This window comes from Kistimonas asteriae (assembly GCF_018263925.1).
Lineage (GTDB): Bacteria > Pseudomonadota > Gammaproteobacteria > Pseudomonadales > Endozoicomonadaceae > Kistimonas > Kistimonas asteriae.
The window spans coordinates 90,859-103,270 of sequence record NZ_JAEVHF010000018.1; the positions used below are offsets into that span (position 1 = coordinate 90,859).

At 53.1% G+C, this 12,412-nt stretch carries 14 protein-coding genes and 3 rRNA genes; 8 read left to right on the forward strand and 9 right to left on the reverse strand.

Going from position 1 to position 12,412, the window contains the following annotated elements:
• Positions 1-105: 105 nt before the first annotated feature.
• Together KHS78_RS18165 and orn are read right to left on the reverse strand one after the other, a co-directional pair.
• The gene (locus tag KHS78_RS18165; protein WP_211830058.1) at positions 106-699 is read right to left on the reverse strand and encodes an outer membrane beta-barrel protein; all 594 of its coding nucleotides are present in this window, start codon (positions 697-699) and stop codon (positions 106-108) included.
• 265 nt (positions 700-964) lie between these two features.
• On the reverse strand, positions 965-1,510 hold the full coding sequence (gene orn, locus KHS78_RS18170; protein ID WP_211830059.1) for an oligoribonuclease: 546 nt from the start codon (positions 1,508-1,510) through the stop codon (positions 965-967).
• A gap of 160 nt (positions 1,511-1,670) precedes the next feature.
• On the opposite strand from orn, the gene rsgA reads away from it, so the two are divergent.
• Positions 1,671-2,696, forward strand: coding sequence for a small ribosomal subunit biogenesis GTPase RsgA (gene rsgA / locus KHS78_RS18175; protein ID WP_211830060.1), 1,026 nt, complete (start codon positions 1,671-1,673; stop codon positions 2,694-2,696).
• Between the two features lie 75 nt (positions 2,697-2,771).
• On the opposite strand, the gene KHS78_RS18180 is transcribed toward rsgA, so the two are convergent.
• Positions 2,772-3,149 (reverse strand): nuclear transport factor 2 family protein, encoded by a 378-nt coding sequence (locus tag KHS78_RS18180; protein WP_211830061.1) that lies wholly within the window; start codon positions 3,147-3,149, stop codon positions 2,772-2,774.
• Positions 3,150-3,188: 39 nt separating this feature from the next.
• Positions 3,189-4,373: a hypothetical protein gene (locus KHS78_RS18185; protein ID WP_211830062.1), complete on the reverse strand. Its 1,185-nt coding sequence runs from the start codon at positions 4,371-4,373 to the stop codon at positions 3,189-3,191.
• A 222-nt stretch (positions 4,374-4,595) separates the two neighbouring features.
• Between KHS78_RS18185 and KHS78_RS18190 the strand changes: the two genes are divergently transcribed.
• The 4 genes from KHS78_RS18190 to KHS78_RS18205 all read left to right on the forward strand — a co-directional run bounded on the left by KHS78_RS18190 (position 4,596) and on the right by KHS78_RS18205 (position 7,972).
• Positions 4,596-5,414, forward strand: coding sequence for a sulfurtransferase (locus KHS78_RS18190; RefSeq protein ID WP_211830063.1), 819 nt, complete (start codon positions 4,596-4,598; stop codon positions 5,412-5,414).
• Between the two features lie 58 nt (positions 5,415-5,472).
• Positions 5,473-6,375: an archaetidylserine decarboxylase gene (asd, locus tag KHS78_RS18195; protein WP_211830065.1), complete on the forward strand. Its 903-nt coding sequence runs from the start codon at positions 5,473-5,475 to the stop codon at positions 6,373-6,375.
• A gap of 145 nt (positions 6,376-6,520) precedes the next feature.
• On the forward strand, positions 6,521-7,468 hold the full coding sequence (asd, locus tag KHS78_RS18200) for an archaetidylserine decarboxylase (RefSeq protein ID WP_211830067.1): 948 nt from the start codon (positions 6,521-6,523) through the stop codon (positions 7,466-7,468).
• An 81-nt stretch (positions 7,469-7,549) separates the two neighbouring features.
• On the forward strand, positions 7,550-7,972 hold the full coding sequence (locus KHS78_RS18205; RefSeq protein ID WP_211830068.1) for a GNAT family N-acetyltransferase: 423 nt from the start codon (positions 7,550-7,552) through the stop codon (positions 7,970-7,972).
• 12 nt (positions 7,973-7,984) lie between these two features.
• Here KHS78_RS18205 and KHS78_RS18210 read toward each other — a convergent pair whose 3' ends face one another.
• Both KHS78_RS18210 and KHS78_RS18215 read right to left on the reverse strand, forming a co-directional pair.
• Positions 7,985-8,659 (reverse strand): phosphohydrolase, encoded by a 675-nt coding sequence (locus KHS78_RS18210; RefSeq protein ID WP_211830069.1) that lies wholly within the window; start codon positions 8,657-8,659, stop codon positions 7,985-7,987.
• Between the two features lie 41 nt (positions 8,660-8,700).
• Complete coding sequence (locus tag KHS78_RS18215; RefSeq protein ID WP_211830070.1) at positions 8,701-9,018, reverse strand: Mpo1-like protein; 318 nt, start codon at positions 9,016-9,018, stop codon at positions 8,701-8,703.
• 144 nt (positions 9,019-9,162) lie between these two features.
• Between KHS78_RS18215 and KHS78_RS18220 the strand changes: the two genes are divergently transcribed.
• Genes KHS78_RS18220 through KHS78_RS18230 form a run of 3 tightly spaced genes read left to right on the forward strand, consistent with a single transcriptional unit; the run spans position 9,163 to position 11,730 of the window.
• Positions 9,163-10,206: an ABC transporter substrate-binding protein gene (locus tag KHS78_RS18220; protein WP_211830071.1), complete on the forward strand. Its 1,044-nt coding sequence runs from the start codon at positions 9,163-9,165 to the stop codon at positions 10,204-10,206.
• The gene (locus tag KHS78_RS18225; RefSeq protein WP_211830072.1) at positions 10,203-10,967 is read left to right on the forward strand and encodes an ABC transporter ATP-binding protein; all 765 of its coding nucleotides are present in this window, start codon (positions 10,203-10,205) and stop codon (positions 10,965-10,967) included. Before KHS78_RS18220 ends, KHS78_RS18225 begins: the two co-directional genes overlap by 4 nt.
• Entirely contained in the window at positions 10,960-11,730 is a 771-nt protein-coding gene (locus KHS78_RS18230; RefSeq protein ID WP_211830073.1) for an ABC transporter permease, read from the forward strand. The genes KHS78_RS18225 and KHS78_RS18230 overlap by 8 nt, the downstream gene beginning before the upstream one ends.
• 179 nt (positions 11,731-11,909) lie before the next feature.
• Here the strand turns inward: KHS78_RS18230 and rrf (KHS78_RS18235) are convergent.
• The 3 genes from rrf (KHS78_RS18235) to KHS78_RS18245 form a co-directional block, all read right to left on the reverse strand.
• Positions 11,910-12,025, reverse strand: a 5S ribosomal RNA gene (rrf, locus tag KHS78_RS18235).
• Between the two features lie 45 nt (positions 12,026-12,070).
• A 5S ribosomal RNA gene (rrf, locus tag KHS78_RS18240) occupies positions 12,071-12,186 on the reverse strand.
• Positions 12,187-12,316: 130 nt separating this feature from the next.
• A 23S ribosomal RNA gene (locus KHS78_RS18245) occupies positions 12,317-12,412 on the reverse strand; the annotation flags it as partial.

The window sequence follows — 12,412 nt, forward strand, 5'->3', positions numbered from 1 at the left end:
TGCGCCCCTATAAACGACAACGTTTGAATGATACCTCTGTCGTGAAGACAGGTTAAGCGAATAAAAGTAACCGGGCCTGTCTGACAAGCCCGGTCGATGACACAATCAGAAGTGGTAGTTGGCAGAAAGGAACCAGGTGTCAGAGCTCTTCAGCTTGGATGAACCCACATTGCCCTCCACACGGTCCTTGACGTCAACCTTGGCATTATGACGCATGTAACGATAGCCACCCTCTACTGAGAAGTTGGAACTCAGCTGCTGTACGATACCGGCCTGCAGCCCCATGGCGTAACCCATATCACTGTCACGGCTCACACCCTTGGACTCATGAGTCAACTTGGTGATACCGCTTGTTGCACCGGCAAACAGCTGAGTTCCACCAGAACCAATATCAAAGGTCTTGTCCAAAGATACTGTCAGATTCTCCTGACGCGCCTTGTACTGACGATAACTGTTGGATGCATTGTCGTAGGTTGCATAGAACCGGTAGCCATCGTTCTGCTGACCTACACGGATGCCATACATGCCATCATTCTTGATGATATTGTCGAAATTGTTGTTGGTGCCTTTCAGCCCCTTGGGAGTCTGCATGTCCGCACTGTGGGAACCCGCTACCAATCCGACAAACGTATCGGCCTGTACAGTAGCAACACTCATAGCAGTAATACCGGCAAGAGCAATGGCTGCAATTTTTTTCATGGTGGTTCTCCTCGTCTGTTCTTTGTTGCTGGCTGGCACTGTCAGGGACTGCCTGTTCTGATGATGCCGTGTCCAGCGGGTGTGTTATTACGTCTGAACTCGGGAACAAGAATACGGGAGGGTCACTGAACCTTACCTGAACACGGGGAGGGACTTGCGTAAAGAGTCTGTAAAACAGTGTCACCGGGCATTAAGCAAGGGGAAAGAGGAAACCGCAGGGAAAAACACCGGCATAAAAAAGGCTGGAGAACCAGCCTTTGAGGGATCAGTTAATCTTAATGAAATGTTCGCGGTAGTAGCGCATCTCGGCAATGGATTCGCGGATATCATCCAGCGCCTTGTGCGATCCGGTCTTGACCACACCATTCAACACATCGGGACGCCAGCGGCGGGCGAGTTCTTTCACGGTGCTGACATCAATATTGCGGTAATGGAAATAATCGTGGAGATCACGCATGAAACGATGCAGGAAACGGCGGTCCTGGCCGATGCTGTTACCGCACATCGGGCTGACCCGCGGGTCAATATATTGACGGATGAAATCCAGGGTTTGCTTTTCTGCTTCCTGTTCCGTGATGGTACTTTTCCTGACCCGGTCGGTCAGGCCGGTCTGGCCATGGGTTTTTATGCACCAGTCATCCATTGCATTCAGCACCGAGTCTGGCTGGTGCACCGCAATGACCGGGCCGACCGCCAGCTCATTGAGCTCACCGTCGGTGATGATCGTCGCGACCTCAAGGATACGATCGGTGTCCGGGTCAAGCCCGGTCATCTCCAGATCAATCCACACCAGGTTGTCTGCTTGTACCATTAAACTGCCTATCAGGTCTTGAGTTGATTCATAATCGATGGTTCATCATAATCTGCACTTTTGGCACCATGCAAACTACATGTCCCTGTATCTGCCATACTTCCTCAGGCTCCGTGCCTGCCCATCTGAAAATCTGGCGTATCTTCATACAGTCTAAACCATGTCAAAACGAAGACTGAACCGCAGACAAAATTGGCGCATAAAAAAAATCCAGGATGAACGTGCAGAGCGCGCTGCACGCCGTGAACAGAGCAGCCTGGAGCAATTGAACGCCACTGATCTCGGGACGGAGACAGAAGGGTTAGTGATTGCACACTACGGCGTACAGCTTGATATAGAGCCACCTAGAGAGCCTGGCAATACCTTTCGCTGTAATCTGCGAGCCAACCTCCCCACCCTGGTGACCGGTGACCGGGTCGTCTGGCGGCCTGGCAAGGATAAAACCGGCGTGGTTGTCGCCCACCTGCCCCGAACCAGTGAATTGGCGCGTCCCGACCAGCGGGGCCAGTTAAAGCCTGTCGCCGCCAATATTGACTACATTGTGCTGGTGATTGCCCCGGTTCCGGAACCCCATGGTAATTTAATTGACCGCTACCTGGTAGCAGCCGAGTCTGTGGGCATTGAACCGGTCATTCTGCTGAACAAAACGGATCTGCTGGATGACACCAACACAACGGCAATAAGGGATGACCTTTTAAAGGTCTATCGCGATATCGACTACCGAATGCTGGAAGCCTCTACTGTGACAGATCATGGGCTGGACGCACTGAAGTCGCTCTTGCAAGGCCATACCAGCGTCTTTGTTGGCCAATCCGGCGTGGGAAAATCCTCCCTGGTTAACCTGTTGATGCCCGGCATTAACGCCAAAGTGGGCGAATTGTCAGAAAGTACCGGTAAAGGCACCCATACAACCACCGCAGCCCACCTCTTTCATATGCCGGATGGCGGGATGCTGATCGACTCTCCCGGGATTCGGGAATTTGGCCTCTGGCATATGGATGCCGATGAGGTCATCCATGGTTTCCGGGAGTTTCATCCGTTCATTGGTCACTGCAAGTTCCGGGACTGCCGCCATGAACAGGAACCCGGCTGTGCTATCCACCAGGCATTGGAAGAAGGGCATATCACACCACGGCGCATGGCATCCTGGCGTCATATCGTGCGATCACTTGAGGAAGGCAACTGATTAATCGCGAGCTATCGCAAGGGACAGTCAGCCGAATAATCGTGATTATTCGGCTGACTGTTTTATAACAGGACGTTATTGCGCTTCAAAATCATCCTCTCGGAGCTTGGCCGTGCCATCAGACTGTAGAACCCATAGCTCCCTGTGAATAACGCCCTGAGCCTTATTCATTGTCCAGTCTGCCGTGAGCACTGCACTCTGAGTATCCAGCACTTCAATCTGCGTATTGCTGTAGGCCACATCAGCCAATCCATCGTCCATCAGTTTCTTCCAGAATGCCTGGATGTCCGTCGTCCCGGTATAGGTACCGAAGGGGCGCGCATGCATGATCGCCGATGCTTCATAGTGTGCAGCGCAACCTGCCGCATCCGCACGATTAAACGCTGCCATCCACTCGGTACTGGCCACGTTCACTGCCGCCAGGACTGCGGCGTTCTGCTGCGTTGTATCCATCGCTCGATTCCCCATGTTGTCGTGGGAAAGTATAGGCCGTCAGGGATAGCGAACCGCATCCACCGTATTGAATAGCCTGACAGCCGCTCTCGCCAGCGCCCAGCTTAATTCCCCACCATGAATCAATCGCGGCTCATAGCGATCGGTCAAACCGCTGCGTAGCGCCTGATAAAACGTGGGGGATGCATTCAGGATATCAGCATAGAAGCCAATAATAGCGAGCGGTTGTTTCTGCACAGCCGTTGCTGTTTCGATGGGTGCAGGAATTAACTCAGACAGCATCTTACCGATATCCCGTGCTGTTTCGAAAACCAGTTGTTTCAAGACAGACACATCGCTGTCATCCAACTGCCAGAGAAGAGGATTCGCTCCCATCTCTGCCAGCACGCCACCGAGCTCATTGCGGTTGGTATCCTGATAGCGCTGCCGGAGTTCTTCGTCCGTATAATGGCGCCCCTGCTTGCCCCAGAACTGCCGGACCGATTCCACCAGGTGTTCTTCGCCCTGGTCACTAAACAGGGTCTGGCTACCGTTCTTGCCCAACTGGAAAAAACCACCCGCCGGGGTTCTGGCGGGATCATCGGCAAAACTTTCCTTAATCTGTAGATCACCATCATGACGGTAAAAACCGATGGCATAGGTATCGGCATAAACCATCAGGTCGGCCGCAGGCCCCGCGGACGTTTCCCGAACCACCTCCATGGCCTTTAATATCAGCTTGCTGTCACTGACCCCATACATCGCAGCGATGGTACGACCGTCACTTTGAAATGCCGCATCCACCGTCTGTTCGAACTGGTGCAGCGCCTGCCTTCCAGCAACCGGATCATAGCCCGACGCCTTTCCATCCACAGCATTCAGTCCCGCAAGGGCATACAAAAAGGAGAGTGATGTCACCTCCAGCTGGCCGCTCTGCTCAAGTCGCCGAAGTTCCGGTAACGCCTTACGGATCAGGTGATCTGCCAGCCAGCCGGCATGTTGATCGGTATCGGTGAAATGGTGAAAAGCAATATTGCCGTAATGGCCGGTGTACTCTGCCACGGTTTTTGAATCCGCCGTTTCAGTCAGCAATACCTGCCCTGTCGCCCTGTCTACCAGCCAGAGGTCGCCCCTGGCATTTCCGCCCAAAAACGCAAACAGGTAATCTGCGGCTTGTACGCTCACCGGGACAAAAACCAGCAATAGGCATATTAACAATCGTCTGAAACCGGTTTTATTGATCATGGCTGGGTACCTGCTGTTAATCAGGCTCCCGGTAATGGAGCCTGTTTCATCATCCTTCAGGATGTCTGACCACAGGGGTCGGTCAGTGTTCCCGCCCCTCACTGCGTGAGATTGCCCTGAAAAATAGTCTATCCCGTCTTTAGCGCAACCCGTGATATTTGCAGCAGACCATGGCTGCAGTACAATCAGAGGCCGATCCAATCCCCGGAAATGACAACTATAATGAGCAGCCAGCCTCTCCTGCCGCCTCTGGTGGAACCGGAAGATCTTCAGCCTCTGCTGGGCAGCAAGGACTTACTGATTATTGACCTCTGTAATCCGGCGCTATACCAGCAGATGCATGTCCCCGGCGCCATCCATGTGCAGCCCGGTGAACTGGTATCAGGACAACCTCCCGCGACCGGCAAACTGCCGGCACTGAATCAGCTCGAAGCCCTGTTCGGACGCATTGGCTATCAACCTGACCAGCACATTGTTGTTTATGATGATGAAGGCGGTGGCTGGGCCGGCCGGTTTATCTGGACTCTGGATCTGATCGGCCACACACGCTGGTCCTACCTGAACGGCGGCATACGCGCCTGGCTGGAGGAGCGTTTTCCGCTGCAATCCACACCTGCCATTCCGACACCAACCACGGTCAGCCTGAGTATTGACGAAAGCCCCAGAGTTCACGCCGAGCAGATCATCACGGCCCTGGGTGACGATGACACCGTGATCTGGGATGCCCGTTCATCGGCGGAATACAGTGGTGAGCGAACCTTTTCCATGCGGGGAGGTCACATACCCGGGGCAATCAATTTTGAATGGACCCAGACCATGGATCCCGCGCGCAATTTCCGGCTCAGAACCGATCTGCCTGAAACCCTGACACAACTGGGTATCAGTCCAGACAAACAGATCATCACCCATTGCCAGAGCCATCACCGGTCAGGTCTGACCTACCTGGTGGCCCGATTGCTGGGATACCCATCGATCAAGGCGTATGACGGCTCCTGGTCGGAATGGGGGAACAGAACAGATACCCCGATCGAAACCGCTTGAAGTACAATCGCCACGAGCCGCTGCAAGCATAAGTAACCACGCCGACAAGGCCCTACGGATGACAGAGACCGCCGTGACAGATAACAGTAGTACCAACAGCCCCTTACCCGACCGCCTGTTTGCGGCGGTTCAGACCATCCTGCCTCATCACCTGATCTCCCGCGCGACTCACTGCCTGGCCGAATGCCAGATTCCCTGGTTCAAGAACGCGTTAATCCAGTGGTTTGTCCGCCAGTATGACGTGGACATGAGTGAAGCGCAGGAGGAAAACCCCAAGGCTTACGCCCATTTCAATGATTTCTTTACCCGGCCGCTCAAGCATGATGCCCGCCCCATGCCTGCCGACAGCCATGCGGTGATTTCCCCGGCTGACGGCGCCATCAGCCAGCTGGGAGATATTCGCTACGGTCGCCTGTACCAGGCCAAAGGGCACGACTTTAGCCTGACGGAACTTCTCGGCGGTGACAGCGTACTGGCCACGGAATTCACCGAAGGCAAGTTTGCCACAGTGTACCTGTCCCCCAAGGATTATCACCGGGTGCACATGCCCGCTGGCGGTACCCTGAGGCAGATGATTCATGTACCCGGCCGCCTGTTCTCGGTGAACCAGGCTACGACAGAAAACCTGCCCCGGCTGTTTGCCCGAAACGAGCGGGTGGTCTGCATCTATGATACCGACAAAGGCCCCATGGCCGTGATTCTGGTCGGCGCCATGATTGTCGCCAGCATTGAGACCGTCTGGTCCGGTGTCGTGACACCGCCACGCAGAATTCTGAAAGCCTTCAACTATACCGAGGCCGGTCGACAAGCCATCCACCTCAACCGGGGCGATGAGATGGGCCGGTTCAAGCTCGGTTCCACGGCTATTGTCCTGTTCGGTAAGGACCAGATGAACTGGCTGGATGACCTGAAAGCCGGAGATACGGTACGCATGGGACAGGCCATCGGCAGCTTCAGTTAAGTTTTCCCTCATAACGGCGGGCAGGTGTTACCTGTCCGCGAGTCCTTCCTTTACTCCCACTTATGCACTCACCAAAGGTCTAAGTAACTTTTCCTGATTCCAAGGGTCTAAATTCCCAAGACTCACCTGACAGGAATTCCCCATTATGTCCGGCACTCGATGGTTGACGCGTACACTAACGATTGTGTTACTTCTTTGCTGCCAGTCGCTCTATGCTGATGGCGCCGAGCCCTCCCAGACGGATCCTGTTTATCGTATCTCACCAGGCCTACAGGAGTTACTTCCCCATCACCTGATTAACGATATTGCTTATTCTCTGGCGGAAAAACAGTGGCCTTGGCTCAAGAACTGGCTCATTCGCGATTTTATTAAGAAAAACACTATCGATATGAGTGAGGCGGCTTTACAGAACCCGGAAGATTACCTCAACTTCAATGATTTCTTTACCCGGGCACTGAAAGAGGGAGCCCGACCTCAGCCAGACGATCCATCCTTGGTCAGCAGCCCCGTAGACGGCACCGTCAGCCAAATTGGGTGGATTGAGAATGACCGCATCATCCAGGCTAAACAGCATGATTACAGCCTGAAAGCCCTGCTGGCGGGTAATGATGCCCTGGCCGACACCTTCGATAACGGGCTATTCAGCACCATTTACCTTTCACCTGGCGATTATCACCGGGTTCATATGCCGATAACCGGCACGCTACGAAAAATGGCTTATGTCCCGGGAGATCTCTACTCCGTCAATCAGGAAACCACCGATAGCGTTGAAAACCTCTACGCCCGAAATGAGCGGGTCATCAGTATTTTCGATACCGAATACGGGCCAATGGCCGTCATCATGGTCGGCGCCATGGTGGTTGGCAGCATGGAGACCGTATGGGCTGGAGAGGTCAAGCCAGATGCACACGAGGTCACCTGGTCATTTTACGACGATACCCCGATTGCCCTGAATCGGGGGGATGAAATGGGTCGTTTCAAACTGGGTTCCACCGTGATTGTTCTGTTCTCCTGGCCAGTAGTCAGCTGGCTCGAAGATCATCAGCCTGGCAGTAAAATCCGGATGGGCGAAGGGCTGGCCAAGCCAAAATGACAGGGGGTGAATACAGCCCGATACGCCCGTGCCAGCCACCTATACTGTCTGCAGTGCTGGTGTCATCAGGAAGTACAGCCCATGTCTCTGGTCATCAAGACCGATTGCCGTGATATCGACTGGTATCAGGCCGCAGAAATCTACCACCGTGTCCGCATGGGCGAACGGTCTCCAGCCCTTCTGGAGCAGGCCTTTCAGCACAGCCTTGCCACCTGCGTGCTTTTTCAGGATAACCAGCTTATCGCGCTGGGACGTGCCATTTCAGATGGCATTTATCAGGCAGTACTCTGTGATATCGCAGTAAAGCCAGACCATCAGCGTCAGGGTTACGGCAAACGCATCGTCAGCCATCTGATGGAACAGCTGGATGTGGATAACATCATCCTGTTCACCTCACCCGGGCAGATGCCGTTTTACCAGCAATTCGGCTTCCATGCCCTGAAAGCAGGCATGGGCTGGTTTCGACATCCGGAAGAACGTCGCCAGGGCAAGGTGATCGACTAAATTGCGCACTCGTTAGCAGGAGTAATCGCCTTCCAGCTCCCTCGCCAGTTTCTGCAGGAACTGATTCAGATACTCGGTATTGTGCCTGGCCAGTTTCCGGCCGGCTTCGGTTTTCATGGTATCAGCCAGACGCAGCAGTTTCAGGGGAAAATGATCAATCCCAAAATTCCGGTCATCCAGCTCGCGATTGCTGGCCCAGGGATCTTCCGGATTGAAGATATGACGACCGAGTTTGCCGGACGTATAAAACACCCTCGCCAAGCCGATAGCTCCCAGTGACTCCATCCGATCCGCATCCTGAACCACTTCCGCCTCCGGCGTTTCCGTTGGAATATTGGCCGAAAAACTGTGCGCTTCCACTGCATGGGCCACAGCCGGAATCAGCGACTCAGAAAATGCCAGTTCCTGCAATATTTCACGAGTTTTCGCCGCTGCCAGCCTGGAGGACTCCGAACGCTGCGGATGATCCTTGGGCAGGGAAACAATATCGTGGAAATAGCAGGCCGCCAGGACGACCAGGCGATTAATCGGACGGTCATCCTCCGCCATAATCAGCTGGGCGGTTTTCCAAACCCGCTGGAAATGGGAAAGGTCGTGGGAGTGGTCATCGGTTTCATGGTGGCGCAGGTAATCCACAAAACGGGATTCCCATAACGCCAGTTGTTCATCGTCAGAGAAAACAGCCATCAGGTACTCATCAGGGTTTGAAATGGCGGTAGTCTACCAAATTACTGTGTTTTATGCCGTGAGCGTCCCGATAGAAACTCAGCCAGCATGACCCAGTCCGCCATGAAACTGTACAACGGATAACGGAAGGTGGCCGGGCGATTCTTCTCAAACACAAAGTGCCCTACCCAGGCAAAGCCATAGCCGACAACCGGTAGAGCTAACAGCCACACAAAGTCGCCAGCAATCAGGGAATAAGCCAACAATGCCAGCACCAGAAGACTGCCCACATAATGCAATCCACGGCAGACAGGGTGACTGTGTTCATTCAGGTAGTACGGATAAAACTCACGAAACGTGTGGATGGATTCCTCTGCCATAACCGGTTCTCCATGTTCTTATTATTATGGGGAAACACGCTGCACCGCAGGCGCCGTGCGAGCTGACCGATTGAGACTATACTCTGGTGGCGCTGTCGTCCAGACCTGATATTCCATGGCTATAAAACTGCGGTAAGAACACCTTTGCAACCCATCAGAACCTTGTTTTCCCTGCTATTACTGGGAATAGTCCTTTTGTTGCCAGAGTCTGGCCATGCGAAGGATAAGCCTATCCATCTGCGCCTGGGCACCTTAAGCCTGCAGTCCGGTAGCGTGTTCCAGCTGGCAAAGGATTTCGGCTATTTCCAGGAGGAAGGCCTCAGTACTGAATTTATGATCTTTCCGTCAGCCCAGAAAATTGCGCTGGCTGTCGCCTCAAACGACCTGGATATCGGGCTAACTGGCATCACCGCTGCCGTCTTCAATCTCGCCGGACACGGCAAGCTCAAGATGATAGCTGGCAACTTCCGGGAAGAGCCCGGTTGGGAAGGCTCTGCAATAGTCGTTTCCAACAAAGTCTGGCGCGAAGGACTCCACCACCCTAGGCAGCTGGCCGGTCATACCCTGGCAGTCACCGATATTGGTTCAACCCTGCACTTCACGGCGGGTAGACTCTCCGATAAATATGCCTTTGCGCCTGGCAGTATCAAGCCAATCCCACTGCATAGTTTTCCTGAAATATTCACGGCATTGGCAACTGACCGGGTAGACAGCTCGATTGTCCCTGGCATGCTGGCACACCGTATGGAAAAGAAAAACAACGGGCACATCATCGGCTGGGTGAGTGAAGAAACCCCCTGGCAGGTCACCGGACTCCTGGTGTCATCACGCCTACTCACGCAGGATCGCCAAACGGTGGAGAAATTTCTTCACGCCTTTCGAAAAGGCAGCCGCCTCTATCATGAAAGTTTCAACCAGGTCTCACCGGAAGCCAATCTCAAGAACCTTGTCGATGGCAAGCAGCCTCTACGCCAGGTGACCGAAAGCATGCAGCAGTTCATCGCCCCTGTGATGACGGCAGAACAAATGGTGCGCTATCCCCTCTATATGGATATTGATGCACGACTGGACTTGAAGAGCGTTGAAGAACAACTTCGCTGGTATCAGGAGCAGGGGATGGTCAACCGTCGAGTCACACTGGATCAGGTGATTGATAAACCACTGGTTTCCAGCTTCACCACACCATGAATAGACGTATTAACACCGCACTGTCTGTCCAGCAGCTCAGTTTTTCCTATGGCAACCGGATGGTACTGGACAATCTCTGCATCAGTTTTCCAGAAGGCAAAACGACGGCCATACTGGGGCCATCCGGTAGCGGCAAAAGCACACTGTTGAAGTTAATCGCAGGCCTGATCCAACCGGATACCGGGAGTATTACCCCTGCCCCCCATACCCTGATTACAGGCTATGTGTTTCAGGACTTCTGCCTTCTTCCCTGGCTGACCGTACAGGACAATATTGCGCTGGTTTTGCGTCCACATAATTTATCGCCTGATGCCATTACCGAACGTATTCAAGAAGTCTTGACGTTGACTGGCCTGCTGCCTTTTGCCGATACATTTCCGTATCAGCTGTCTGGCGGCATGCAGCAGCGTGCAGGACTTGCGCGTGCCATGGCCGTTCACCCACCGCTTCTGTTACTGGATGAGCCCTTCTCGGCTATAGACGGCCAGACCCGCGAACTACTGATAGACGAATATCATCGACTCTGTAAGCAATGGCCAATGACGCGCATCCTGATCACCCATCAACTGGACGATGCCTTTGACCTTGCAGACCAGTTGTTGCTGTTATCTTCACGGCCAGCACGGGTTCTGCATTGCATGGATTTGCCTGATTCAATATCACCTGCTCAACGGGATAAATTAAGATCCGAAATCTGGCAACACCTGCGAAAAGAAGTGCAGGCCAGTGACCGGCATGTAATGAGATCGTCCATTGTTTGAGGGTAAAAAGTGTGGATGGCTGCTATCACTGCTGAGCCTGGGTGCTGGTTTGTCATTATGGCAGGGCGTCAGCCTGTTCAGAGAAGTAGGTTTAATCCCATCTCCTCTACAAATACTGACAACATTTTATGACTTACTAGTATCAGGGGAACTGGGCCGACATACGTTGGCTTCACTAGGGAGATTGCTACCCGGTTGGCTACTTGGCATAAGCATTGGTGCGACTCTCGGCACCCTGTTAGCTGTATCACGCCGGCTCTTTTATCTATTCATCCCCTGGCTGGCGTTGATTTTCCCGATACCCAAAATCGCACTTTTTCCACTGTTCATCATTTTGTTTGGAATTGGCGATAGCTCACGCATCATCACCATCACGGCAGGCGTGCTTTTTCCTGCCCTGTTCTGCGTTTACCAGGGCGTTAAATCTGTGCCAGGTAATCTTGTGGATATGGGTTGGAGTTTCCAGCTTTCAAAGAAAACCATTATTCGACATATCATCCTGCCAGGCGCGTATCCCGGCTTCTTCCTTGCCTTTCGACTGACAACCCCTATCGCACTAATAGTCCTCGTCGCTGCGGAAATGCTGGGTGCACAGGAGGGTATTGGTTCATTGATCCTAGCAGCAGGCAGTATGGCGCAAATGGATATTCTTTTTGCTGGGGTATTGGTACTCAGCCTGATTGGACTAAGCGTGATGGTATTCTGGAACTGGCTCGAAGCACGGGTAATACATTGGCAGTCCAATGTCAGCCTGTTCCGGTAACTCCCTGTTTCTGTCTACGGGAAATCACTAAAACATTCTATTAGCAGAGTTATGAATTCAAGCCATCTGAGGATAGGCAGACTTTAAACTCTCACGTGCAATAGTCGCATCTAGTTTTTTTAGAGAGTGCAGAAAGCAAAAAACCCCGTAGCACGTGCTACGGGGTTTCTTATTTAGACGCTTGACGGTGACCTACTCTCACATGGGGAGACCCCACACTACCATCGGCGATAAAGCGTTTCACTTCCGAGTTCGGGATGGAATCGGGTGGTTCCACTTCTCTATTGCCGTCAAGCAATTCTGTAGCAAACCGTCATCTGGACGCTTTGCGAAATTTAAAGCCTGGCGATGACCTACTCTCACATGGGGAGACCCCACACTACCATCGGCGATGTATCGTTTCACTGCTGAGTTCGGGATGGGATCAGGTGGGGCCAATACTCTATGGTCGCCAGACAAAACGGGTTGAGATCGTGATACGTTTACTCGTTTGTTAACGTTTTACGCTCTCCGGAATCTGATTAATTTACTGCGCTCACACTCTCAACGATCTGTGTCGTTGGCGTTCAAATCGCTTTGGCGTTATATGGTCAAGCCGCACGAGTCATTAGTACTGGTTAGCTCAACGCCTCACAACGCTTACACACCCAGCCTATCAACGTCCTGGTCTTGGACGGCTCTT